Here is a 25,917-nt window from a genome sequence, read left to right as displayed (position 1 = left end):
CTATTTAAGTTTGATTAAATGGCAATTAATTAGCAAATTAAAATGGAACATTGTTAGCTGAAGCTTTACAAAATATTAATTCCATTGTTGTCTATATTAGAGAAAACAATATGTGGAATACAAAAGTTATTATCTCATACTCTATAGCCATATTTTAAACTAACTCTTGATTCACATATCGTTTGTAAAACGTGTCAATAACCAATACAATTAGCAACATATTTTTATTAGCAATAATAGATAGGACATTAACTCGTCATGCAAGAACAATACCGCCCAGATGAAATCGAAGCCACTGTGCAAAAACATTGGCAAGAAAATAAAACCTTTCACGTTACCGAAGATCCATCAAAAGAAAAATATTACTGCTTATCGATGCTACCTTACCCGTCTGGGCGTTTGCATCTTGGTCATGTTCGCAACTACACCATTGGCGATACCATTTCACGTTACCAACGTTTAAATGGTAAAAATGTACTACAACCAATTGGTTGGGATGCGTTTGGCTTACCTGCTGAAGGGGCTGCTGTTAAAAATAATACTGCACCTGCAAAATGGACATACGAAAATATTGCCTATATGAAAAAGCAATTGCAGCTTTTAGGATTCGGTTATGATTGGGATCGCGAAGTAACAACTTGCCGTCCAGAATATTATAAATGGGAACAATGGTTTTTTACCAAGTTATACGAAAAAGGTCTAGTTTATAAAAAAACATCCGCAGTTAACTGGTGTCCAAATGACCAAACCGTACTTGCTAATGAGCAAGTGGTTGAAGGTTGCTGTTGGCGTTGTAGTACACCCGTTGAACGTAAAGAGATCCCACAATGGTTTATTAAAATCACCGAATATGCCGAAGAGCTACTTAATGATTTAGATACCTTAGAGAGCTGGCCAGAGCAAGTTAAAACTATGCAACGTAACTGGATTGGTCGTTCTGAAGGGGTTGAGTTTGATTTTTCTGTTGAAAATTATGCCGATAAATTACGCGTTTATACAACGCGCCCTGATACTTTAATGGGGGTGAGCTTTGTCTCAGTTGCCGCAGAGCATCCTCTTGCACAATTAGCAGCAAAAAACGATCCTAAAATTGCTGAATTTGTTGCTGAATGTAAAAATACCAAAACAGCCGAAGCCGATATGGCAACCATGGAAAAGAAAGGTATTGCAACGGGCTTTTATGCTATCCACCCATTAACAGGAAAAAAAGTCCCTGTTTGGATTGCTAACTTTGTATTAATTGAATATGGCACTGGTGCCGTCATGGCCGTACCGGGGCACGATGAGCGCGATTATGAATTTGCCTCAAAATATAATTTACCAATTAATCCTGTTATATTAACTCAAGACGGCAACGCGCCAGACTTGTCTGAAAAAGCATATACTGAGCATGGCAAATTATTTAATTCTGGCGAGTTTGATGGTCTGGATTTTGATCAAGCGTTTAATGCTGTTGCCGATAAATTAATTGCGTTAGGTATTGGTCAACGTAAAGTCAATTATCGTTTGCGTGATTGGGGAGTTTCCCGCCAACGTTATTGGGGGGCGCCTATCCCAATGGTGACGCTTGAAGACGGTACAACGATTCCAACACCAGAAGATCAGTTACCGGTTATTTTGCCAGAAGACGTCGAAATGAACGGTATAACTAGTCCAATTAAGGCCGATCCTAACTGGGCAAAAACCACGGTGAACGGTCAGCCTGCTCTACGTGAAACCGATACGTTTGACACCTTTATGGAATCATCTTGGTATTATGCCCGTTATACTTGTCCACACTATGACAAAGGGATGTTAGACGAAAAAGCAGCTAATTATTGGTTGCCTGTCGATCAATATGTCGGTGGTATTGAACATGCTATTATGCATTTGCTTTATTTTAGATTTTTCCATAAATTAATGCGTGATTTTGGTTTAGTTTCGTCCGATGAGCCGGCAAAACGTCTATTATGCCAAGGCATGGTATTAGCCGATGCATTTTATTACACCAGCCCAACCAATGAACGCATTTGGGTTTCACCAACCGAAGTCACTATTGAACGTGATGAAAAAGGTCGCATTGCTAAAGCCGTTGACAAGCATGGCAATGAGCTAGTCCATGCTGGTATGACAAAGATGTCAAAATCCAAAAATAATGGTATCGACCCGCAAGAAATGGTTGAAAAATATGGTGCTGATACTGTTCGATTGTTTATGATGTTTGCTTCGCCAGCGGATATGACATTGGAATGGCAAGAGTCTGGTGTTGAAGGTGCTAACCGATTTATTAAACGTGTATGGCGTTTAGTTTATGAACATGCCCAAAAAGGTCAAACTGCTAAACTTGATATTACAACCTTAGATAGTGAACAAAAATCATTACGCCGTGAGCTACATAAAACCATTGCGAAAGTGAGTGATGATATTGGACGCCGCCAAACGTTTAACACCGCTATTGCCGCTGTGATGGAGTTTATGAACCGCTTACAAAAAGCACCACAAGAAACCGAGCAAGATCGTGCTCTCATGAGTGAAGCATTAAATGCGATTATTCGTTTGCTTTACCCTATGATGCCACACGCTTGTTTTGTTATGTGGCAAGCTTTAGGTCATAGCGAATCGATTGATAACACAACTTGGCCTGTTGCTGACCAATCAGCAATGATTGAGGACGAAAAACTTATTGTTGTGCAAATCAACGGTAAAGTCCGCGGTAAATTTACAGTGCCAGCTGATGCCGATCAAGATTTTGTTGTGTCGCAAGCTAAACAAGAACCTAATATTCAAAAATACTTGAGCGACGTTACTATCCGTAAAGTAATTTACGTGCCGGGTAAATTATTAAATCTTGTTGTGGGTTAAGATGGTTTGATAACTAAATTTAGGCGGTTATAGATATGAAAAAGTATTTAGCATTATTTATGTTATTAGCGATATCCTTAACAGGATGTGGATTTCACTTACAGCATGAGACAGAAGTCCCAACAAGGTTTAAGACAATGTCTTATACCAGCTATGACCCTTATGGGCGATTGTCTCGTAATATTAAAGAATTATTGCTCGACAATAAAGTGACATTAACCGCTAATAATGCTACAAACTCGGTGCCATCATTAAGAATGCTAAGTGAAAATCTAAGCCGCAATACCATTTCAATTTATCAAGATGGTAAAGCAGCCGAATATCAATTAGTGTTAACTGTTGAAGCACAAGTAGTTATTGCAGGTCAACAGATATATCCAATCAATGTTCGTGTATTTAGAACGTTTTTTGATAATCCATCAGAAGCATTGGCAAAAACAGTCGAGCAAGATTTGATCGAAGATGAGATGTTCAAGCAAGCCGCTAAGCAAGTCATCCGTAAATTAAAATCGATTGATGCGGTAAATTAACGTTGTCATGATAAAAATTAATGCCGATCAAATTAGCCATAAATTAGGATCACCCTATTATTTGATTGTAGGTAGTGATCCTTATTTACAACATTATGTCCAAACAGAGTTACGAAAATCCTTTATTCATGCTGGATTTGATGAGCAACTAACGTTTGTGATCGATAATCAAACCGACTGGACCGCGATTTTAGATAGCTGTCAAGCGATGAATCTTTTCTCTAGCCAAACCTTGATTTTTCTTGATTTTGGTGAGGGTGCATTAAATGCTAGTATCACCGCCAAGCTCAATACGTTAAGCGAAGTTTTAACGACCGATATTGCACTGGTAATTAGCCTTAATAAAATCACAAAATCGCAAGAAAATGCCGCTTGGTATAAGGCACTATCAGATAAGCTTGTGGTTGTTAACTGTGTTACACCTGACACGTTACATTTACCGCAATGGATTAAAAATCATTTGCAACAGCAACAAATGACCATTGAGCCTAAAGCAATAGAACTGCTTTGTTATTATTATGAAGGTAATTTGTTGGCACTAACACAGATTATTGCACAGTTAAAGTTGCTATATCCTGATCAAAACATTTCTTATGATGAAGTTGAAAGCAATATTAACGATTCGGCTATATTTACTCCCTTTCATTGGACTGATGCAATGATTGCTAATAAAACTAAACGGGCTATTCATATTTTACAACAGTTGAAGATGAATGAGTTTGAACCGTTATTTTTATTGCGGATTATTCAACGTGAGTTGATATTGCTGATTAATTTAAAAAAAGGTTCACAACAAAAATCACTAAAGCAAGTCTTTGATGAGTACAAAGTCTGGCAAAACAAAAGAACCATTTATACCAATTATCTAAACCGTTTCGATCTAAAAAGTCTGTTTAGCATACTAGCAAAACTGACCGAAATCGAAATCAGCTTAAAACATGATAATCAAGCACGGATATGGGATGCCATGTTTAGTTTATCAATGCAGTTTATGGGATTAGATAAATGTTAACTGCGTTATTAGGGGGAACTTTTGATCCGATCCATTATGGACACCTTCGCCCTGCTATTTCATTAGCTAGCGAAGTGGGGTTAAAGCAAATTAATTTATTGCCCAATCATATTCCCCCCCATAAACCACAACCTGAAGCAAGTACTGAGCAACGTTTAGCGATGATAAAATTAGCTATTGAAGATTTGCCGTTATTTGCATTAGATGTAAGAGAGCTTTTACCTAAAGCATCAACCCGCCCTTCATACACCATCGAAACGCTTCGAGCATGGCGACAAGAAAATGGGGATAGTGAAGGATTAGCATTTATCATGGGTCAAGATTCATTATTGAGTTTACCAACGTGGCATAAATGGAAAACATTACTTAATTACTGCCACTTGCTAATTTGCCGTAGGCCCGGTTATGCTGAGCATACTGATAATATTGAACTAAAACAATGGATTGATGAACATCAAACCCAAAACGTTCAAGATTTACATGATTTACCGCAAGGGCATATCTTTTTTGCGCACACCCCACTTGAAGATATTTCAGCGACTGAAATCAGGCAAAATATCAACAATCAAGCCTGCTGTGAAAATCTATTGCCGCCCAAAGTGTGGCATTATATTCAACAGCAAGGGCTTTATAACGCAAAGAAATAATATAAAGGGCTTTACATCTGGCAGTTTTTTCGGCATTATTTCGCCGCTGTGTTTATATATTTTGAATTCAGTTTTTTTGTGTTTATACTTAACTTTACTAAATCATAAAATAAAACACGAATAAGATGGCATTAAAGCATCAGATTCTTGTTTTACTACTGCCTTAAGTATGGCAGCATGATAAACCAGTTGAGTATATTTAATTTGTATTTATTATTAAGAGGCCCCAATGGCAAAAGAAGATAACATTGAAATGCAAGGTACTATACTTGATACACTTCCAAACACGATGTTTCGTGTTGAACTTGAAAATGGTCATGTCGTTACTGCACATATTTCTGGTAAGATGCGAAAAAACTATATTCGTATTTTAACTGGCGACAAAGTTACTGTTGAAATGACCCCTTATGATCTGTCTAAAGCACGTATCATCTTCCGTAGTCGCTAATATCGTTATCAAAATAAACTATTTAAAACTATAACAGTTTATTTCTCTCTTTTTTAATAAAAAAATCCGTCGACATTTGTCGACGGAAAAGTGAAGAATCGGAACTAAACTAGCGAATTAATCTTCTCTAGAAAAATCCATCTGTTCATATTTAACCCATTTTGTCTTTTTAACTATCTTGTAGCCAAAGTAAATCATTAAAAATAATGGGATACCAATATAGGTCGCGATAACACCATTCCAATCAATGGTATCTTGCAAGAAAGCTTCGTAATTTTGACCAAGCGTAATAATTAAGCATAAGACAAAAGCGAAAATGGGACCAAATGGGAAACAGCTTGATTTATATGGTAATTGATCAACATCATTACCTTGAATAAAGTAACCCTTTCTAAAACGATAATGGCTAATTGCAATACCTAGCCAAGCAATAAAGCCTGTCATACCTGACATATTAAGTAACCATAAATAAACAGCTTGATCTTTGTACATTGAGGTTAAGAAACAAAGCATGGCCACAAATGTTGTTGCTAACAACGCAGCACGAGGCACACCTGACGATGATAATTTTGCAAAGATTTTAGGCGCTTTACCTTCTTTGGCAAGAGCATAAAGCATACGCGTTGAAGCATAGAGCCCTGAGTTACCGGCTGATAATACCGATGTTAAAATCACTGCATTCATAAATGCCGCCGCAGATAATAATCCCGCATTCTTGAATACTAGGGTAAACGGGCTTACGCTAATGTCGGTTTCGTTATTACGCAACAAGTTAGGATCGGTATAAGGAATAATCATGCTGATAACAAAAATCGCAAGGATATAAAACAGTAGTATTCGCCAAAACACTTGGCGCATAGCTTTAGGTATGTTTTTTTCTGGATCTTTTGATTCACCAGCGGCAATACCAATAAGTTCCGTGCCTTGGAATGAAAATCCAACCACCATCGCCACACCAATCATTGCTGAAAATCCACCAGCAAAAGGAGCTTCTTTAATTGTCCAATTTTGCCAACCTGCACCTCCTGCCCCCTGAAAAATTCCAATAATCATTAATAAGCCAACGATAATAAAAACAATTACCGTAACAACTTTAATTAATGAAAACCAAAATTCTGCTTCACCAAAACCTTTAACTGAAATATAGTTTAAGCAAAAGATGATGCTTAAAAATAATAAGCTCCATAACCAACTATAAGGTCCTGCATCAAACCAATAAGAGATAACTAATTGAGCTGCAACTAAGTCTACAGCAACCGTAATTGCCCAGTTGTACCAATAGTTCCAACCAATGGCAAAACCAAAGGCTTCATCGACATAACGTGAACCATAAGTTGCAAAAGTACCTGAAACAGGCAAATAAGCTGCTAGCTCACCAAGGCTGGTCATTAAAAAATATACCATCACACCTATAATGGCATACGAAAGCAATGCACCTCCAGGACCTGCCTGAGCAACGGTTGCCCCTGATGCAACAAATAGCCCAGTTCCGATCGAGCCACCAATAGCTATCATGGCTAAATGGCGGGCTTTTAAATCTCGTTTTAATTTGTTTTTCATAATGATTTTCTTCTGTCTAAAGAGATTAAGTTTGATAATAAAAGTAATCACTAAATTAATATGCTTATAAAACTACATGTAACGACCAATCAAACTTAAAAAGTATTGATATCTATCGTTGAATAATGAAGTGCGGGGGAGTTTATCAAAAAAAATACTGTGCGAGATAAATAATTCTAATAATCGAACTGTTTTGTTAAATTTAAGCAATACTTAATCTTTAGTTAGCTGTTCTAATTGAGTTAAATAATTTAACGCTTGTATTCGATTATTACCACACATCTCGAAGCAGGGCTTCAATCGACCACAAACTGCAGGTCTTGATGGGTGCAAAAATAATTTGCATTGATAATTATCATCTAAATGAATACAAGCAACACCAGCCGGCTTCCCTTTAGGCATACCGGGAATAATTGATGAAATCGATGGTGCAATACAACAAGCACCACAGTTTTGCCTGCATTTGAATAAATCTGCCATAGTTTTTCTTTAATTTAAGGCGCTTGAATAAATTTTGATGGTGACAATAGCAAGTTAGCGGTAAAATAGCGAGCTAATTTTTAACTCTTTTATTAATTGTGAAGAATAAATACTATGGCTAAAGCAAATGAAATAAAACGTGGCGATGCCGTCACTTATAATGGTAAATTATTACTAGTTAAAGATATTGATGTTCAAAGTCCAAGTGCTCGTGGCGCAAGTACACTTTATAAAATGCGTTTTACCGATGTCAAAAATGGCGGAAAAGTTGAAGAGCGTTTTAAAGGTGATGATATCCTCGAAACGATTGAACTATCACGCCGTCCTGTTAGTTTTTCGTATATTGATGGCGATGAATATGTGTTTATGGATAACGAAGATTACACCCCGTATATCTTCAAAAAAGAGCAAATTGAAGATGAATTACTGTTTATTCCAGAAGGTGGCATGAATGGTATTCAGGTGCTAATGGCGGATGGCGAAGTGCTTGCTTTGGAATTACCACAAACAGTTGATCTAGAAATTGTTGAAACATCGCCAAGTATTAAAGGTGCTTCAGCCAGTGCGCGAACTAAACCAGCGACCTTATCAACCGGACTTGTTATTCAAGTTCCTGAATATATTGATAACCACGAAAAAGTTAAAATCCATATTGCTGAACGTCGTTATATGAGTCGTGCCGAGTAACCAATAAAACTGTAATGAATATATATAATCAAAATAAACTACACAAACGATTGCGTCGCTTAACTGGCGAGGCAATTGCTGACTTTAATATGATCGAAGCAGGTGATCGTATTATGGTCTGCTTATCAGGCGGTAAAGATAGTTATACTTTGCTTGATATTCTTATTAACCTGAAAATCAGTGCACCAATAAACTTCGATTTAATAGCCGTTAATTTAGATCAAAAACAACCGGGGTTTCCTGAACATGTATTGCCACAGTACCTGCAATCATTAGGCATTGAGTATAAAATTGTTCAAGAAAACACTTACGGTATTGTTAAAGAAAAAATACCTGAAGGTAAAACAACCTGTTCGCTTTGTTCTCGCTTACGCCGTGGAATATTGTACCGCACAGCCACCGAGCTTGGTGCAACAAAAATTGCCCTTGGACATCATCGTGATGATATTTTAGAAACACTGTTTTTGAATATGTTCTATGGCGGTAAACTCAAAGCAATGCCACCGAAGCTAATGAATGACTCAGGCGAACATATCATTATCCGACCACTAGCTTATTGCAAAGAAAAAGACATCGCCAAATATGCTGAAATTAAACAATTTCCGATTATTCCTTGTAATCTTTGTGGTTCACAACCCAACTTACAAAGACAAGTAATTAAAGAAATGCTCAATGAATGGGATAAAAAGTTCCCCGGACGCATTGAAACCATGTTCCGAGCAACACAAAACATCACCCTATCCCATCTGTGTGATACCAATTTATTTGATTTCAAAGGGATTAAAAAAGGTGATCTTGCCGTTAATGGTGGCGATATCGCTTTTGACCGCGAAGATATGACGCCAACCGTTGGCTTTGATGCTTCCGAGCTTGAAGAACAAGATATGATTTTATGGAAAGAAGCAAAATAGCTAATCCAATCAATAAAGTTTATTGTTCCGCTAAATAACTTTCAAAATCAACCCAGTCTCAAAAGTTATCGGTGAATTTTTTTAATTCACCGATAATATTCCCTCCTCCCTAAAATTTATGATCTTGCTCACGCATTAGTAAAAAATCACGTTTTTTTATTGTAGAATTATGTATCGTAAAATAAAATTGAAACGTTCCAATTTTAATAAATAGATAAAACAAAACTCGATAATGGCAAACTAAACTTATAGGAGAACAATGTGAAACTACAATTTTTGGGAACGGCTGCATCTGAAGGTATTCCCAATCCTTTTTGTAAATGCCAAATATGCGAAAAATCACGCATTATAAAAGGAAAAAACATACGCACGCGTAGTTCTGTTGTCATTGATGACATAATGCAAATTGATTTTGCTCCAGAATTTAGCTATCAAGTGATGCGTGAAAATATTGATGTCACCAAAATAAAAGATCTGCTGTTCACTCATACTCACCCTGATCACTTCAATGTAGGGGATTTGTTTAGCCGTATGGTGGACTATGGATTTAATATCACTCATCCACTTTATGTGTACGGTAATGATATTGCAATCAATGGTTGCTTAGATGTATTACTAGGATATAGCCATGAACGTTTTGTGTTCAACTTATTAGTGCCATATCAATCTGTTATAACATCGGCCGGATATACAGTTACACCACTACTGGCTAATCATGCTAAATGGGAATTTTGCTATATCTATTTAATTGAAAAAGACGGCAAAACCATACTTCACGGTCATGATTCGGGATATTTCCCTGAACTAACTTGGCAATGGCTAAAAAATAGTGGTAAAAAAATCGATTTAGCGATTTTTGAGTGTACTTATGGATATAAACAAAATGATCGTACTAATAATCATATGAGTATTGAATCAGTAATATCGGCACAAAAACGAATGCTTGATGAAGGCATTTTTCATAGTAGTACGCAACTCATCACTTCTCATCACTCTCACAGCAGTGGCTTTATGCACGATGAATTAGTTGAGATTTTTAAACCTTACAATATTGAAGTTGCTTACGACGGCTTAATAAAAATAATTTAATAGGGAACTTACTATGTTCAAAATACCTCGTTTACTGATAATGATGTTTTTACAATATTTTGTGCAAGGTGCATGGAATATGGTTATTGGTGCGGTACTTGCCGCTTATGAGTTAAAAGAGATCGTTGGTTCAACTTATTCTGTATTAGGAATTGCAACCATTATTTCACCACTATTTATTGGTATGATTGCAGATCGATTTATTGCCTCACAGAAGATGATGGGGATACTACACATTATTAATGCAGGTGTACTATTTTTAATTCCTACTTTTGTTGAAAGTAGCAATACTGTTGGCTTTTTAATTATGATCTTTATTGTTGGATTACTCTTTTACCCAACTACGGCGTTAGCCAATAGTGTCAGTTTTAGGCATATTGATGGTGTACGTTGGTTCCCGATCATTCGTGTGTTTGGCACCATTGGTTTTATGGTTGTCGGTTTTATTCTTGGCTATACTGGTTTTTCAAAATCAATTAACTCATTTTTACTTGCAGCGGTAGCTTCGATCGTATACGGTGTTTATTGCTTTACCCTACCAAACACGCCACCAACAAGCAAAAATAAGAAATTTTCAATCCGCGATGCACTGTGTTTAGATGCATTATCATTATTTAAAGATAAATATTTCACCATCTTTATGTTATCAACCTTTATATTGATGATAACAAAAACTGCTTATAGTGCTTACTTGCCGGTATATTTACCAGTACTTGGTCTTGAACCAGCATCAATGATGCAAATTGCTATCGCTACCGAAGTTTTATTTATGTTCCTTTTATCGTTCTTATTGGGACACTTTGGTTTTAAAAAGATTATTTTGTTCGGTGCCATTTGCTGGGTAATTCGTAGTTTAATGTTATCTCTCGCTGCGACTACTGATAGTAGTACGCTCTTTTATGTTATTGGTGCTTTATTGTTACAAGGAGCTTGCTGGGACTTCTTTTTTACCGCAGGAGATATTTATGTCGATAAAAAAGCAGGTCCTGAAATTAAAGCTCAAGCTCAAGGTTTACGTCTTATTATATCCAATGGATTTGGTCTATTTATGGCGGCATCAGTATGCGGATTTATCAATAACCGAGTAGTTACAGCAAAAACCTTACCAAATGCAGGTCCACAATGGCAAGAGTTTTGGATCTATCCGGCTGCTGTAGCCGCTGTCGTTGCTGTTGGTTTTTGGTTTTTCTTTAGAGATAAAGATATTATTACGACCTCTAAAACCATTTCATAATTAAAACACAATAAATAAAGTAAATATTGATATAACAAACACCATACTGCTAATAATATTAACGTTATTAGCAGTATTCTTTTTTTATATGAGAGTTAATTTTTAAAATAACCTGCTCTGAACTATATTGTCCTTTAATCCACTTTGATAAATAACGACCAATAATATGTTCAATATGCCTTAAATTAATAGCTTGATTACCTATATAGTTTTCTCGTTTTCCATTGGCATACTGTAATTGTGCTAATTTCAACCAAGGATAACCTTTTATAATACGTTGGTTTTGAAGAATACTATTTTGTGCGGTTGTACCGCCTAATAATGCAATTTGCTCACTGATTTCTTTAGAATAAATCCAATCAAAAAATAGTGTCGCCGAAACTGTTTTTTTACTATATTTTGAAATACCTAATGAGCCACCACCAAATAATGGGCTATTACCAGGCACTTGAGCATACCCCACTAATGGCAAAATATTTCGATGGTTGATATAACTGAATAAGTTAACATAGACCATTATCATAGCCAATCGACCTTGCTCAAATTGATTAACTGACTCTTGCCACCATGCCGTATCTACTTTGTTTGCAATCTGCATAAAAGACTGTAATTGCGTCAATGTTTCAATAGCTATTGGACAATCCAAACCTAATTGTTGGTTGCTAAATAGCTCACCTCCCTGAGCGTAATAACGTACTAGAAATTCAGATGCAATAATTTCGTCATTACCTAAGGTTATGCAACTACCAAATTCTATTGGTGATTCAGGATTTTGTGCTTGGTTAAAAAAGCTAGCAATTTGATTAAATTGTTTAAAATCAACGGGTACACCTAAATGTTGACGATATTTTTCAAAATAGGATCGTTTAATTAAGGGATCTTCAAACAGATCTTTACGATAAAATAACATCTGTACGCTGGGATCAAAAGGCAGTGCATAAGCCGTATTATTCACATAACTATATCGTTTAACAATTTCAGGTAAATAGCGACTGAATAAATTAGTTAAGTTAAGATTTAAATCAGATAATGGTTTAAATACCTTTGGGGCAAACCAAGGTAATCCTGCCATATCAATACGAATAATATCAAATTGTTTATATTGTTCAAGCTCATTAAGGATATGATAAATTTTATCAAACGGTTCGATAATTAAATTAACTTTTATTCCGCTCATTTTTTCAAAATGTGGAAGTAACTTTTTTAAAGCCTCCGTTGATGGACTAGGTATAATTAATACATTGATTTGCTCATTGCTATTAAATTTGGTATTAGCAATCTGATCAGACAATAAAAAAAAGCCTTTATTATCTAATTTATAAACTGGCTCTCCTTTGATTAAGCTAATGATTTGCTGACTTAACATACCATAATTCATATGATATTGATAAAAATTGTTTTCATAAAAAAAACTATCATCAGTAAGCGTATAAATAGGCGGACAAAGTTGCAAGCTACCAAAATAACTAGCGTTCCGTAAATAACGAGCACGCTCAATATCCATGGTAATAAGTGCATCAAAAGGTTCAGATTCTTTTGTAAAAAAACTGAAAGACAAATTATAAGTAGTATTTGACGGAATTGATTCAATACTTTTTAATTCAATAGGATAATGTTGTACATTAAAGGCCTTTTGCAGACCTTTTTTAAAAGATTGTGCATGAGTATGGTGTTCAGAATTACTCAGTAAACCAATACGTTTATAATCATGTTTCATTATCTCACTAGCAATATCAGCGCCAGCCTTCTCATAATCCAACGTAATAAATTGCACAGCCGATTCAGGTTGGCGATAAACAAAAATAATTTTTTCTTTAGCTATTTTTATTTTTTGGTAATAACTATCGGCATTGTCTAAAGAACTAACGGCTATCACTGCATAATCGCGCTTAACAGCTATCTGTTCAATAAGTTTTTGTTCTAGCTCTCTGGAATCATAAGTTAGGTATAACGTTAGTTCATAACCAAGCTGATTTAAATCATGAAATAATCCATCATAAAGATTAGCATATTGTTGAGATGAGATATTAGGCAAAACAACCGAAATCGTCTTTGCCGCACCTTCTTTTAGTATTTTTGCTTGTAAATTAAGGTGATACCCTAACTTTTTAGCTGCATCTTCCACTAGTTTAATTTTTTTAACACTAACATTTCCACGACCATTAAGTACATTTGAAACCGTACCATGTGATACACCTGCCTGTTTAGCTATATCTTTGATCGTTGTCATTTAGTTTTAAACTCCGAAAATTAAAACAAGATTTTTTGCCAAATTAAGCTGCTAACACCAAATATCAGGCTAGCCACTTTTTCCAGCTCTGGTTAACAATATGCCTTTCTTGTTTAAAACACGAGCTCTCAACCGTACTCGGTAAAACTTGCAGTGCTAATTGATGGATTTCGTTACGCATATCAATATAAGCTTTAGTTAACTGCTGGGCTTCTTCGTTATCCATAATTTGGTAATTTGCCGCGAGTTCTAAAATACGAACATTATCGCTCCATGTTGTCATCTTAGGATATTGATAAGCATAATTAAGCACCAGATATTGCGATAAAAATTCAATATCACCAATACCGCCCTCATCAATTTTTAAGTTAAATAAATTGTTTTGAGTGCTACCTAAATGTACTCTCATTTTTTCACGCATTTCACGCACTTCTTTTTTTAATACAACTTCATCACGCTTTTTACAAAGTACATTATGCCGAATTTGGTTAAAGCGTTTGATTAATTCACCTTCACCATATACAGCTCGAGCACGTACTAAGGCTTGATGCTCCCATGTCCAAGCTTCATTCATTTGGTAATCTTCAAACGAATCTAAACTACAAGCAAGAAGCCCGGCATCGCCTTGAGGACGAAGTCTAACATCAACTTCATATAAAATACCAAAGCTAGTACGCACATTAAATAGATGGATGATACGTTGCACAAGGCGTAAATAAAATTGACGACTGTCGATCTGCTTATCACCATTGGTCACGCTATTAGCTGGGCAATTATGTAAAAAGACTAAATCAAGGTCCGAACCATAACCCAATTCCCAGCCACCTAATTTACCATAGGCAACCACAACTAGTCCTTTATCATTATCAGCCAAATATTCTGGTCTTCCATAACGAGCAACCATTTGATTCCAAGCCATTTGTACCACAAAATCTAATAAGGATTCAGCCACATAAGTTAGGTGATCGCTAACTTTCATGGTGGTTAACACATTCTCAACATCGGCGGCGGCGATATGCAGTAATTGCATCTGCTTAAATTGACGTAATGCTTCAAGCTGTTGCTCCTCATCATCCAACTGAATACGTAATAAATACTGATAAAGCTGACTTTTATACTCATTAGGTGCAACGGTTTGGTACAGCGAATTGATATCAATAAGCTCATCTAACAATATAGGGTAATGAGCAAGTTGATCGCTAATCATTGGTGATGCGCTACATAGGCGAATTAATTGCTTTAAAGCGGTTGAATATTCAAGTAACAGCTCTAAATAAGTGGTACGACTTACAATATTCACTAGCAATGGCAAAATCCTTGCTAGCACCATTGTTGCTTGCTTTTCGCTACAGACGGATTCTAACAAACGTGGCATCAACTGATCGAGGATTTCACGCCCCCGTACGCCAATGGTACGTTTACCTATATCATCACGAAATTGCACTAACATTTGGTAGATCTGCGCAACTTCTGTTTCTGAATAGGTAGGTAATATTGCACTAACATCGCTTATTTGAAGATCAGGCACCCAAAGATCGTCAAATTGATCGTTATAAGGCTTGGTGGTTGAGGTAGATTCTGATTCGTTTTCGCCAATAAGTTCATTAAAAATTTGGCGATTATATTCCATCCGTCCAGATAAATCTTTTTCAAAATCATGCCAATTGCCAAACCCCATACTGGTGGCTAAGCGAATTTGATCAAGTGCATCGTCTGGTAATGTTTGAGTCTGTTCGTCGGCAATGGCTTGTAGAAGATTTTCACAACGGCGCAAAAATAGATAATTTTCTCGTAACAATGATACTTCGTTCGATTCAAGTAGTCCTTCTTGTTCAATCACATGAAGGGCATTTAATAGCGAACGAGTTTGTAACCTAACCACTCGCCCACCGCGAATAAGTTGAAACACCTGTACAATAAACTCTATTTCACGAATGCCACCTGCGCCAAGCTTGATATTACTTTTTAAACCACGGCGACGCACTTCACGTTCAATCATACTTTTCATATTACGCAATGATTGTAAAACACTAAAGTCAATATAGCGCCGATAAACAAAAGGCTTCAGCATTTGATACAGTTCGCATACATAAGGGGCGCTCTGATCACCAAGTACTTTAGCTTTAACCATGGCATAACGTTCCCAATCTCGCCCTTGCTCTTGATAATAATCCTCCATGGCAGAAAAGCTAAGCACCAAAGGCCCACCATCGCCAAGCGGACGCAAGCGCATATCAACACGATAGACAAAGCCATCTTCAGTGATCTGATCGAGCGATTTAATTAAGCGTTGACCTAATCGAGTAAAAAAGACAGCATTATCAAGCTCCCGCCGACCGCCTTGGGTTTGCCCATGCTCGGGATAAGTAAAAATCAAGTCAATATCGGACGAAAAGTTCAGCTCTCCGCCACCTAATTTCCCCATACCTAAAATCAATAAAGGTTGCGCTTGGCCTTGAGCATTGCAAGGTGTTCCCCACTCTTTGCAACTAAGTTCGTACAACCAATTACGCGCGGTGACAATGAGCACTTCGGCCAATTCGGTCAATTGCAATAAAATCTGCTCATCATTGCTTATTCTAGCCAATTGTGACCACGCAAGGCGCACCAGCATAAAATGTCGAAATAACCGCAGTTTTTTCATAAAAATAGCTTCATCGGTCACATCTGCCAATTGCGCATCTAACCAAGATTGATAAAATAGCCTTTCATCTGCTTGCGGTGGATTTTGTACTATGTCAGCAAACCAGTTAGGGAATCGGTTAAAAGCATCAACCAAAAAATCACTCTGCACCAAAACATCAAGGTGAGCTTGCACTTGAGCTAGATTGCATTGTTGAAGTTGAGTGGTAACTTTTTGCTTTTGTTGTTCAAACAAAGAAGAAAACGACGAGTTAAATTCTGACATAGGCAAGCTCTCTTAGAAATTAGTACTCAAAATAGCATCAGCGCAACAAAGTTATATTATAAATGACTTTTGCTACTGATATAGTTATTCCTACAAATAATGCATACTGGCTATCAGCATCAATTTTAATTTGGTATTTATCTCACTAAAAGCAAACGCTTTTAGTGAATTAACAGATAATAATGCCGTTTGCCATTGGGCAAATTCCGGTTCGTGAGATAGTGGTTTATTGGTTAACTGATCATTTACCTGATTTAAGGTTTGCAGGTAGTATGCTAAATCATCCACTTCTAACGCATATTCCTCGTTTTGTTGCCAAAACTCGAGCAACTCAGATAAATCACATTGGCTTGAAAGCGCATAAACGCATTTTTTAGGTGCCAGATTGTTCAGAAATCGATAACCTCTAGAAGCTTTACTTTGTGAAAATAGATGCAAATTAAATCGAGTTAGCTCAATAGCAAAATTGAGTAAATCTTGTTTATTACCTTGTTTGATTTCCAGTTCAACTTCTTTAATGGGGATAGACTGATTATTTGAGCTAATTTGCCCTTGATCTAACGCAACTTCAATTTCGCTATTGGCAAACGAAATTAACCACGCTTGCCGTTCAAAATCGGTGGTAAAGAGAGGTTGTAAATCCCGTTGTAGCAAAGCAACATCACAGCCATTTGGTAATGCATGGCAAGGTAATACGGTTAAATCGGGGACAGAATCAGGTAAATCAACATTAAATTCTGCACGCTCATGCAACCCCGCAATCGATTTTTTGTCACGTTTTAATGTGATTTCAAAACGTTTCACTAAACCATCATCACTCCCTCTTACGCGAAGTCCACAACCATGATTACGTAAATAATGATCGTTGGTATCATAATAAGTATTGGTTAAATTTAGCTTTGTAAAACTTCGTTTTGTTGATGATATTGCCGAAAACTCGGCTTCGTCACAATCTGACCATTGATCTAAAAAAGATTTAAAACTAGCAATATCGCTGGTATTGATTTCAAACTTTAATTCGATTTCGTTACTCATTGTTCTGTTTTATATTGGTTATTTTGCTATATCATATATTGAATAATTTAAGAAATATACTTAAACATGCATTAAGTGTGGGGGGGTGGATGTTTGTGGTTTTGGTGTTCAAAATAGCAATAGAGAGTGTGTTTAAGTCAGGGAATTGACGATTCCCTGATGATTTGCGCTTTGGTTGTTCTGTCGGAATGAGAAGAATAAAATAATGAATTGTTTTTTATAAAAAACGGCCAGAAAAACTTTAATAAAATCAATACCTTTCCTGACCAATTTTTGGGCGAAAAATCAGGACTTTTTTGTTTTGGTGAATAGGATAGATTGGGTGTGGTGGTTTCGGACGTTTTGACCTTGGGGAACAAAATAGCTATCGTGACCACGTCCGAGTCAGGGAATTAAAGCGAATTCCCTGACAACCCACGCTTTGGCTGCAGAATGTGGCCTGCGGCACTACTCGTATCATCCTGATACTCGCCTCTACGAGGCCATCTTCGCTGTGCTCAGATGTTCAAATTTGTTCCAGACAAATTTGTCCGACGCCGGCGCTCGGTCTTAACGCACCGTTTGTGGACGCGCTCCCGGCGCACCACAAACTCGCCAAACATCCCTGTTTGGCGTGCTAACCTCGCTCTGTTGTCGGCACATTCTGACGCCGGAATAAGACAAATAACATAACCATCGTTTTTGGGAAGATTGTTGTGTTTTTATAATTATAATGTTGATTTTATTTGAATTAAACGCCTATACGGCGTTAAGGATTTTTCTAATTTGGACAATACGACAGCACAATTTCTAAACCGCCTATACGGCGTTAAGGTAGAGCTTAAGATTTGATAAATCTTGCTGTATAAAGATAAACAACAATTTCATCTTTGAAAACCCTTTTTTTGAGGTGTTTTATAATTTATTGATTTTATTTAATTTTAAATTATCGTTAAAAAAAGGGTTTGGAGCGGTTAACTTGCTGTTATTGGGGCGCTATTCTTGGTTTTGTTGATTTGTTAGTTGCCGGCGCTTTGCTTAGGTTGTGTAAGTGATTGATTTATCTTAAAAACAGCAAAATAAAAACTTCAATAAAATCAATACCTTTCCTGACCACTTTTTGGATGCAATTACATTGTTTTTTAACAAAAACAATTCACCAAAAACACCTAAGATTATGTTGTCTGTCCTATTCCGGCGTCAGAATGTGCCGACAACAGAGCGAGGTTAGCACGCCAAACAGGGATGTTTGGCGAGGCTATTCTCCGTCTGGAACGGATAATAGCCGGTGCGTTAAGACCGAGCGACGGCGTCGGACAAATTTGTCTGGAACAAATTTGAACACCTGAGCATAGCGAAGGTGGCCTCGAAGAGGCGAGTATCAGGATGATACGAGTAGTGCCGTAGGCCACATTCTGTAGCCAAAGCGTGGGTTGTCAGGGAATTCGCTTTAATTCCCTGACTCGGACGTGGTCACTGTGGCTATTTTATTCACCAAAGGTCAAAACGTCCGAAACCTTGCCGTACTATAAATAGGCCACAAATTTAAACCGCCACAGCATTATCCACTAGGATTGCCATCGACACTTTCAGCGTCGCCGGCGGTTGGGCGGCGCGATTGTGGCTTCGCCGCAACAGCGCAACCCTAAGGAAATGCCCCAACTTGCGTGGGGGCGTTATTCTTTGTTAGATTGTCCTCTCAGGCACCATAACCGCCCCCGCGGCCCAAGGATTAAGGAATAAACGCTAAAAACTAAGGTGCGGTACAAACAGCATAAGCGCCGTTTAAACTGCCGGAGTAGAGGTAACCGCCGTCGTACGAGTGGACAAGGAGCCCATAGCTACCTGACACCTCGCCTGTCCAGTAGTTGCTGTCGGCGAAACGCACATCAGTGTAGTGGCGCATGTCGCCCCACTCCATGAAAAGCCTAGCACCTATATTACGCTTGTAATAGTTTGAATTGGTTAAATCGCTTACCTCTGGCAAACGATAACCCAAACTACTACACCAAGATATTTGGTCAGGCTGACTAGCATATACTTTACGATGGACGAACCACTGCTTTAAGACAAATCCATACCTCACCTCATTACCACGACTATCCCTACCGACTAACTCAAACGTCTGTGGCAAAGAAGGGACGGTAATTCGACTTGGATTAGAATTGCTCCACTGGCTTCTTGCCTCTGGACCATGCAACGTTACCCGTGTTACATAACTAGATTTATTAATCCATCTATCTTCGTTTGTGCCTTGGTTTGGCAATCTCCAACTCACCTCTGCCCTTATACTACCAACTGTGTTAACTGTCCAACTTAACTGACTTCCATCAATACCTTCTATGAGCAAATCAAAATACAATCCATCTAAACCTGTAGTTGGAAAGTTTCGGTCGTAAGATGAAGAATCGTTAGACTGAGTAAAAAAACCCTTTTTAGGATGCCATATGTTAGCTGGGCCGGCGTAATTATTTGTGCCATAGGAGAGATTCGGCCTTGCGTAACGCACAAAGTAACAAACACCAGAACCACTGTCATACGGATTAATATAATAATCCACCGTAGCTCCACTAAAACTAGTTCTACTAGGAACACCGTACTGGGTCTGTAAATATCCCCCTGTACTACTTAATCTTACCCTATAAGGAGCCTTACATTTACTTAATGTACCGTTACGACTAACAGTATTGCCATCCTTATCTGTAAAGGATGCCGATATACTCCCTGATATACCATTTGCTGCCGGCTCATCTCCATCATCATCTCGCCAATAACCAAACCTTGTGGCTAAATCACTTAAACTCACTGAACTAGCTGTTAATGGTGGGAATATCATTCCTATATCTCCCAATCTACTACCTGCACGAGGTAAGCTTATTGGATTTGATACGCTTGATGTATTACTAGATGGCCTGATTACCCGACCATCCTCCAACCTTATAGACAACAAACTGTCTGTATCTGTTGCCTTTATTAGACCATAGTTGAACGCTAAATACGGCGCACTACCCTCGATATACCTTGATGTATAAGCCGTTAATGCCACAGAACTCTGTGAATACGACAACAACAATACCACGAAGAACAACGCCGATTTAAGGAATCTAAATAATCTAAGTAAACTGAGTAAACCTGATAAGCTTGATAAGCTTGGTAAACCTGAAAATTTAAATAGAAGAGGTAAACGCCTTGACCTCGGCGATAACCCTGCCGATAACGTCTCCGATTTCGCTACGCGAAATGACCTCGCTGATGAAAATAAGAATTGAGTCTGATTTCGACTACGGTGAAAATTAAAAAGTTTTAGGGCGTAGGTTTGGCAGGCCAGATGCCAGATGCCAGATGCCATAAATGGTAATGCATTTCGATCATCCTGTCAAGTAATTTTTTGTTTTATTTCGATTTTTTATAACTGACTGCTCGACTAATGAGCAATCCCTTGCTTTGAAAGCGCTTAAATTATAACCGCCTGAGTAATAACGCGCTACCTTTTTTGTTAAAAATTTGTAAAGTTTTGTTAAAGGATGAGTCAGCTTATGTGTGTGTGCTTTGGGGGGAGGGTGTTGGCTAAAAACCAATAAACAAAAACTTTAATAAAATCAATACATTTCCTGACCGATTTTTTGGTAATTAAATGGCTGTTATTAAAGTGCTCTATTTATCACTGATTTGTTAGATGTCATCACGTTGCTAACGTTTTTAACGCATTAATTTTAATTTAAAAAATCCCATAAAAATAAATTAATTTATTTTTTTCTTTTTTAGCGTACAATCAAAATCATCCCCCTAAGCGAGGTAACGTTATGTTATATAATAACAAATCTATGTACCACGAACATCATCTTCATGAATGTTGTCATGATAATTGTCAAAATCTGGCGCATAATCATGCACATTTATCTCATGAGTTACATTGTCATCAAGATTCAACGCATTGTTCTGGTGGCGATTCCCATATGACTAACCCCAAAAATGAGTTTGACGATACTCCTGATGACCCCAACAGGCAAAGTAAGCAGACTAAACTGACATGGAAAATAGAAGGCATGGATTGTGCGCACTGTGCGCAGCAAATTGAAAATAGCTTAAAGACATTACCCGATATTTGCCAGACTAAAATTATCTTTTCTACCGAAAAATTAGTCGTTTTAGTTCCGCAAAAGAATGAACAAACGATTAAATTAATTGAAGATAAAGTTATCGAGTTAGGCTATAAACCCATTTTTGAACCTTCCCCAGAACATTCGCATCATCATGACCATTCCCATAGTTTTGATAAAAAAGCATTAATTCCTTTAGGAGTATTAGGCGCTTTAATTGTGGTGAGCTATATCCTGTTGTTATGTAATAAAACCGTTGGCGAATATGCCTTTATGGTGACGGCAATTGTTGGGTTAATGCCTATTTTGAAAGAAGCGGTGATTTTAACGCGTAGTGGTACACCATTTGCGATCGAGTCGTTAATGAGCGTGTCAGCTATTGGGGCTTTATTTATTGGAGCTGCCGAAGAAGCCACTATAGTTATATTTTTATTTATGATTGGTGAGATGTTAGAAGGTGTTGCAACAAGTAAAGCCAAAAAAGGCATCTCCTCGCTCGCTCAGCTTATGCCAGAAGAGACGGTGATAATCATTGACGGTGTACGAAAAACCGTTGCCAGTCATAGCTTGAAACCCGATGATATTATTGAAATTTCATCTGGAGGACGGTTGCCTGCTGATGTGATTTTAATGAGCGAGCAAGCCAATATTGATGAAAGCGCATTAACCGGTGAATCCATTCCAGTTAATTATCTTTCAGGCGACAAAATTATGGCCGGTTCGCTGGTGATTGATAATACAATTCAACTCAAAGTGGTATCAGAAGTCGGGCAAAATGCAGTTGATCGTATTTTACAGATGATTGAAGATGCCGAGGAGCGTAAAGCGCCTATTGAACGTTTTATTGATAAATTTAGCCGTTACTATACGCCTACAATTGCTTTTTTTGCACTATTAGTGATTGTTGTGCCGCCTTTGTTGCTCAGTGCTGATTGGTATACTTGGTTTTATCGTGGCTTGACCTTGTTATTGATTGGTTGTCCTTGTGCGCTGGTGATTTCAACACCTGCGGTGATAACATCGGCCTTATCGAATGCTGCAAAGCAAGGCGTGCTAATTAAAGGTGGTGCGGCGTTAGAGCATATTGGTTCGGTTAAACGGGTTGCGTTTGATAAGACTGGTACCTTAACTGAAGGTAAACCGCAAGTAACTGATGTGATTGCTCAAGATATTTCAAAAGAACAATTATTGGCGCTAGTTGCGGCAATTGAAAGTGGTTCGCATCATCCTATAGGTAAAGCTATTGTTGATTATGCATTGCAGAATCAATTAAATATCAATGAGGCAGGTAATCGTAAAGCAATCGCGGGAATTGGTATTCAAGGCGAGATTGATAATCAGATTTTGTATATTGTTTCGCCAAGCAAAGTTGCGACCGTTTCAACGCCTTTAAATGATGAACACGCTAAAATCATTGCAGAGCTTGAAAGTGCTGGTAAAACCGTGGTAGTTGCGGTAACAAATCAACAATTGATGGGTATTATTGCTCTGCAAGATGTGTTGCGATCAGATGCAATTACTGCAATAAATGAACTTAATCAACTTGGTATTAAATCTTTGATGTTAACTGGTGATAATGCACGAGCGGCCAAAGCTATTGCCGATCAGTTAGGTATGGATTACCGCGCTGAACTGTTGCCTGCCGATAAGTTGATTGCCATTGAAAAAATCCGCAACACAACGTCAATTGCTATGGTGGGTGACGGTATTAATGATTCGCCAGCCATGAAGGCCGCAACTGTGAGTATTGCCATGGGAAGTGGCACAGATGTTGCGCTAGAAGCTGCCGATGCCGCATTGACTAAAAATAGCTTACTCAGTTTGCCTAAATTAATTCGTTTAACTCGCTTTGCTCGTCGTAATATTAAACAAAATATTACCATTGCATTAGGCATTAAGCTGGTATTTTTGATTACCAGTTTGTTTGGTTTTACTGGACTGTGGCTGGCGGTGTTGGCTGATTCTGGCACGACGGCTATTGTGACCGCTAATGCTCTTCGGGTTTTGAAATTTAAAAATAAAAGTTAAGAATATGTTTGCTTAATCTATTCCGCTTTTTATAAGCGGAATAGTTTTGTTAAATCATTTTGGGTTTATTATTCATCAATTCTTAATGATATTTCGCCACCAATATGGGCATTAATTTTACCGTTTTGTTCTAACAATAAAGCACCTTGCTCATTAATACCTTTTGCAATGCCGCGAATGATATTATCACCAATTAATAGTTTTACTGGTCGATTGGCAAAGTTATCAAGTCTATTCCAATCATGAATAAATGGCGCTAAACCATGTTTTTCAAATTCGATTAATTTACTTTTTAAGACTTTGGCCACTTGTGCAACAAGTAAGTTACGATCAACATTACCTAAATTAGCCCATTTTTGGTTAACTATGTTAGTATCAGGATTTGTCATGGTTAGATTGACGCCAACACCAATCACTACATGGGCACAGTCGCCAGTTTTGCCAGCGAGCTCAACTAAAATACCTGCTAACTTTTGGTCATTAAGATAAAGATCATTTGGCCATTTAACTTTGATATTTTGACCTGATAATGTGCGTAAAGTGTCGGCAAGTACTATCCCTACCACCAAACTTAACCCCATTGCTGCGGCCACGCCTTGTTCTAACTTCCAATACATTGAGAAGTATAAATTGCTTCCAAAAGGGGAAAACCATTTTCGCCCTCTTCGGCCTCGTGCTTTTGATTGAAATTCGGCAACACAGCAATCACCCGATGTTAATTGACCGATTCGATCAAGTAGATATTGGTTGGTTGAATCAATAATCGGTAATATTTCACAGTGGCTGTCGGATTGGTAATGCTGATCAATCTTGTTTTTGTTGAGCAAATTAAGTGGCGATGCCAAGCAATAGCCTTTGCCTTGCACTGAAGTTAAGTCAACTCCCCACTCACGCAGTTGTTTGATGTATTTATTGATGCCTGCGCGTGTTATGCCAAATATTGTTGCTAATTCTTCACCTGAATGGTATTTGCCATCTGCGAGTATTTCTATTAATTTAAGTGGATTTTTGTGGCTGCGCATCCGTTCCTCTTTTTTTAATTAATAACACAATGAAGTATAACGAGATTATAGCAAAGCTGACAAATAAATAGGTATTATTCATTTTGTCCATAATAAAGGCAATCACCGCCGGGGCAATCAAACTGCCTAACGTATTGGTCAATAGCATGGCTTGATTCATGGCGACGATATCTTGCTTTTTAACACACGAACAAGCCCAAGCCATGGATATAGGATAAATGGTGTAAATCGTTGCGCCTAATAAGATAATCGCTAATGCATTAAACCAATTAAATATCAGCATGATACATGCAACTAACATGAACAAAGATTCAATTAGCAATACAATCTGCCGTCCAAATTTATCTGCACACCAATTGGCTGGCATTTGTGCTATGACACCGGATAAAATCAGTAGAATCATCCAATTAGCAACTTGAATGTCGCTATATCCTAAGTGTGAATAATAAGCCGGTAAGAGTGAATATAACGATCCAATTAACATACCTGCAATAATGCAACCGGTTAACCCAAGCCGCGAGGGTTTATTCAATATCATTGGCATAATGTTAAAGCTGCTTTTTTTCCTTTTTGGTAGTTTATAATGTGTGCGCAAAATAAATAAAATCGCAAGCCCCATTAGTAACATAATAACCAATCCAAAATACAGTACATCTTGTGGAAAATACTGTAACAAAGCTTGCCCCAGAACCGTGCCTAAATAATAAGTGGTTAAATAAACTGCAAGCATCCTTCCACGTGTATGCACTGGACCAGTGAGTAATATGCAACTTTCAATCACCACCCACGTAACAGCGCAAGCAATGCCAATAAAAAAGCGCCACATTATCCAGCTATAAAAATTTATTGAAAAACTTAAGCCAATAGTTGCTATGGCAAAAATAATACAACTGTAGGTATAAGTGTGACGAGCATTAAATCTACTAATAAACCAATTGGCAAAAATGGTGCCAATCAAGTTGCCAGTAAAATAACTTGATCCCACAAGACCAATTTGCCCCAGCGAAAACTCATTACGCACTAACCACAATGGTACTTGTGTGTTGAGTGCTGACAACGAGATAGTCACAAAAAGTAAACTTATCAATAAAATAGGAAATGAATACGAATGTTTCATAATGTTATCGCATATAATTTATGGGTTATGCTTTGGCAAACAATAATAATTTTGAGTTA

At 37.5% G+C, this 25,917-nt stretch carries 18 protein-coding genes; 10 read left to right on the top strand and 8 right to left on the bottom strand.

Annotation, left to right across the window (positions count from 1 at the left end; genetic code table 11):
• Positions 1–258: 258 nt before the first annotated feature.
• The 5 genes from leuS to infA all read left to right on the top strand — a co-directional run bounded on the left by leuS (position 259) and on the right by infA (position 5,478).
• Positions 259–2,841 carry a leucine--tRNA ligase gene (gene leuS, locus GYX25_RS01390; protein ID WP_174786507.1) on the top strand — a complete coding sequence of 861 codons (2,583 nt, stop codon included), beginning with the start codon at positions 259–261 and terminating at the stop codon, positions 2,839–2,841.
• A 35-nt stretch (positions 2,842–2,876) separates the two neighbouring features.
• Positions 2,877–3,371 carry an LPS assembly lipoprotein LptE gene (gene lptE, locus GYX25_RS01385; protein WP_091349423.1) on the top strand — a complete coding sequence of 165 codons (495 nt, stop codon included), beginning with the start codon at positions 2,877–2,879 and terminating at the stop codon, positions 3,369–3,371.
• A gap of 7 nt (positions 3,372–3,378) precedes the next feature.
• On the top strand, positions 3,379–4,383 hold the full coding sequence (holA, locus tag GYX25_RS01380; RefSeq protein WP_174786506.1) for a DNA polymerase III subunit delta: 1,005 nt from the start codon (positions 3,379–3,381) through the stop codon (positions 4,381–4,383).
• Complete coding sequence (gene nadD / locus GYX25_RS01375) at positions 4,377–5,030, top strand: nicotinate-nucleotide adenylyltransferase (protein ID WP_091349419.1); 654 nt, start codon at positions 4,377–4,379, stop codon at positions 5,028–5,030. The genes holA and nadD overlap by 7 nt, the downstream gene beginning before the upstream one ends.
• 229 nt (positions 5,031–5,259) lie before the next feature.
• Complete coding sequence (infA, locus tag GYX25_RS01370) at positions 5,260–5,478, top strand: translation initiation factor IF-1 (RefSeq protein WP_025315083.1); 219 nt, start codon at positions 5,260–5,262, stop codon at positions 5,476–5,478.
• A 117-nt stretch (positions 5,479–5,595) separates the two neighbouring features.
• Here the strand turns inward: infA and GYX25_RS01365 are convergent, their stop codons facing one another.
• Positions 5,596–7,044 carry an amino acid permease gene (locus GYX25_RS01365; RefSeq protein WP_280642563.1) on the bottom strand — a complete coding sequence of 483 codons (1,449 nt, stop codon included), beginning with the start codon at positions 7,042–7,044 and terminating at the stop codon, positions 5,596–5,598.
• Positions 7,045–7,251: 207 nt separating this feature from the next.
• Complete coding sequence (locus GYX25_RS01360; protein ID WP_091349415.1) at positions 7,252–7,518, bottom strand: YkgJ family cysteine cluster protein; 267 nt, start codon at positions 7,516–7,518, stop codon at positions 7,252–7,254.
• Positions 7,519–7,632: 114 nt separating this feature from the next.
• Here GYX25_RS01360 and yeiP point away from each other — a divergent pair, with 114 nt between their 5' ends.
• The 4 genes from yeiP to GYX25_RS01340 all read left to right on the top strand — a co-directional run bounded on the left by yeiP (position 7,633) and on the right by GYX25_RS01340 (position 11,439).
• Positions 7,633–8,205, top strand: a complete 573-nt coding sequence (gene yeiP / locus GYX25_RS01355) for an elongation factor P-like protein YeiP (RefSeq protein ID WP_085246635.1) — start codon at positions 7,633–7,635, stop codon at positions 8,203–8,205.
• Positions 8,206–8,219: 14 nt separating this feature from the next.
• Positions 8,220–9,116, top strand: coding sequence for a tRNA 2-thiocytidine(32) synthetase TtcA (ttcA, locus tag GYX25_RS01350; protein ID WP_091349412.1), 897 nt, complete (start codon positions 8,220–8,222; stop codon positions 9,114–9,116).
• A 261-nt stretch (positions 9,117–9,377) separates the two neighbouring features.
• Entirely contained in the window at positions 9,378–10,205 is an 828-nt protein-coding gene (locus GYX25_RS01345) for an MBL fold metallo-hydrolase (RefSeq protein WP_174786505.1), read from the top strand.
• Between the two features lie 13 nt (positions 10,206–10,218).
• Positions 10,219–11,439: an MFS transporter gene (locus GYX25_RS01340; protein ID WP_091349408.1), complete on the top strand. Its 1,221-nt coding sequence runs from the start codon at positions 10,219–10,221 to the stop codon at positions 11,437–11,439.
• A gap of 67 nt (positions 11,440–11,506) precedes the next feature.
• On the opposite strand, the gene GYX25_RS01335 is transcribed toward GYX25_RS01340, so the two are convergent.
• The 4 genes from GYX25_RS01335 to GYX25_RS01320 form a co-directional block, all read right to left on the bottom strand.
• Positions 11,507–13,669 carry an extracellular solute-binding protein gene (locus GYX25_RS01335; protein WP_174786504.1) on the bottom strand — a complete coding sequence of 721 codons (2,163 nt, stop codon included), beginning with the start codon at positions 13,667–13,669 and terminating at the stop codon, positions 11,507–11,509.
• 64 nt (positions 13,670–13,733) lie between these two features.
• The gene (gene glnE, locus GYX25_RS01330; protein ID WP_091349403.1) at positions 13,734–16,577 is read right to left on the bottom strand and encodes a bifunctional [glutamate--ammonia ligase]-adenylyl-L-tyrosine phosphorylase/[glutamate--ammonia-ligase] adenylyltransferase; all 2,844 of its coding nucleotides are present in this window, start codon (positions 16,575–16,577) and stop codon (positions 13,734–13,736) included.
• Positions 16,578–16,667: 90 nt separating this feature from the next.
• Entirely contained in the window at positions 16,668–17,612 is a 945-nt protein-coding gene (locus GYX25_RS01325) for a CYTH domain-containing protein (protein ID WP_174786503.1), read from the bottom strand.
• Between the two features lie 1,732 nt (positions 17,613–19,344).
• On the bottom strand, positions 19,345–20,940 hold the full coding sequence (locus GYX25_RS01320) for a hypothetical protein (RefSeq protein ID WP_174786502.1): 1,596 nt from the start codon (positions 20,938–20,940) through the stop codon (positions 19,345–19,347).
• Between the two features lie 454 nt (positions 20,941–21,394).
• On the opposite strand from GYX25_RS01320, the gene GYX25_RS01315 reads away from it, so the two are divergent.
• Positions 21,395–23,719, top strand: coding sequence for a zinc/cadmium/mercury/lead-transporting ATPase (locus tag GYX25_RS01315; protein WP_202983793.1), 2,325 nt, complete (start codon positions 21,395–21,397; stop codon positions 23,717–23,719).
• Positions 23,720–23,787: 68 nt separating this feature from the next.
• Here GYX25_RS01315 and birA read toward each other — a convergent pair whose 3' ends face one another.
• Together birA and GYX25_RS01305 are read right to left on the bottom strand one after the other, a co-directional pair.
• Complete coding sequence (birA, locus tag GYX25_RS01310; RefSeq protein ID WP_091347263.1) at positions 23,788–24,741, bottom strand: bifunctional biotin--[acetyl-CoA-carboxylase] ligase/biotin operon repressor BirA; 954 nt, start codon at positions 24,739–24,741, stop codon at positions 23,788–23,790.
• Positions 24,716–25,858 carry an MFS transporter gene (locus GYX25_RS01305; RefSeq protein ID WP_091347265.1) on the bottom strand — a complete coding sequence of 381 codons (1,143 nt, stop codon included), beginning with the start codon at positions 25,856–25,858 and terminating at the stop codon, positions 24,716–24,718. The genes birA and GYX25_RS01305 overlap by 26 nt, the downstream gene beginning before the upstream one ends.
• Positions 25,859–25,917 lie beyond the last annotated feature (59 nt).

The organism is Gilliamella sp. ESL0254 (genome assembly GCF_013344985.1).
Classification (GTDB): Bacteria; Pseudomonadota; Gammaproteobacteria; order Enterobacterales; family Orbaceae; genus Gilliamella; species Gilliamella bombicola.
The sequence above is the reverse complement of the archived record's forward strand: the minus strand, read 5'-3'. Positions and strand labels throughout refer to the sequence as shown.

Bases quoted from the DNA above. Each gene is read 5' to 3' on its own strand.
- nadD (WP_091349419.1), top strand. From the start codon at position 4,377: ATGTTAACTGCGTTATTAGGGGGAACTTTTGATCCGATCCATTATGGA.
- infA (WP_025315083.1), top strand. From the start codon at position 5,260: ATGGCAAAAGAAGATAACATTGAAATGCAAGGTACTATACTTGATACA.
- leuS (WP_174786507.1), top strand. From the start codon at position 259: ATGCAAGAACAATACCGCCCAGATGAAATCGAAGCCACTGTGCAAAAA.
- GYX25_RS01305 (WP_091347265.1), bottom strand. From the start codon at position 25,858: ATGAAACATTCGTATTCATTTCCTATTTTATTGATAAGTTTACTTTTT.
- GYX25_RS01320 (WP_174786502.1), bottom strand. From the start codon at position 20,940: ATGGCATCTGGCATCTGGCATCTGGCCTGCCAAACCTACGCCCTAAAA.
- GYX25_RS01340 (WP_091349408.1), top strand. From the start codon at position 10,219: ATGTTCAAAATACCTCGTTTACTGATAATGATGTTTTTACAATATTTT.
- GYX25_RS01315 (WP_202983793.1), top strand. From the start codon at position 21,395: ATGTTATATAATAACAAATCTATGTACCACGAACATCATCTTCATGAA.
- birA (WP_091347263.1), bottom strand. From the start codon at position 24,741: ATGCGCAGCCACAAAAATCCACTTAAATTAATAGAAATACTCGCAGAT.
- ttcA (WP_091349412.1), top strand. From the start codon at position 8,220: ATGAATATATATAATCAAAATAAACTACACAAACGATTGCGTCGCTTA.
- GYX25_RS01360 (WP_091349415.1), bottom strand. From the start codon at position 7,518: ATGGCAGATTTATTCAAATGCAGGCAAAACTGTGGTGCTTGTTGTATT.
- GYX25_RS01335 (WP_174786504.1), bottom strand. From the start codon at position 13,669: ATGACAACGATCAAAGATATAGCTAAACAGGCAGGTGTATCACATGGT.
- GYX25_RS01325 (WP_174786503.1), bottom strand. From the start codon at position 17,612: ATGAGTAACGAAATCGAATTAAAGTTTGAAATCAATACCAGCGATATT.
- glnE (WP_091349403.1), bottom strand. From the start codon at position 16,577: ATGTCAGAATTTAACTCGTCGTTTTCTTCTTTGTTTGAACAACAAAAG.
- holA (WP_174786506.1), top strand. From the start codon at position 3,379: ATGATAAAAATTAATGCCGATCAAATTAGCCATAAATTAGGATCACCC.
- lptE (WP_091349423.1), top strand. From the start codon at position 2,877: ATGAAAAAGTATTTAGCATTATTTATGTTATTAGCGATATCCTTAACA.
- yeiP (WP_085246635.1), top strand. From the start codon at position 7,633: ATGGCTAAAGCAAATGAAATAAAACGTGGCGATGCCGTCACTTATAAT.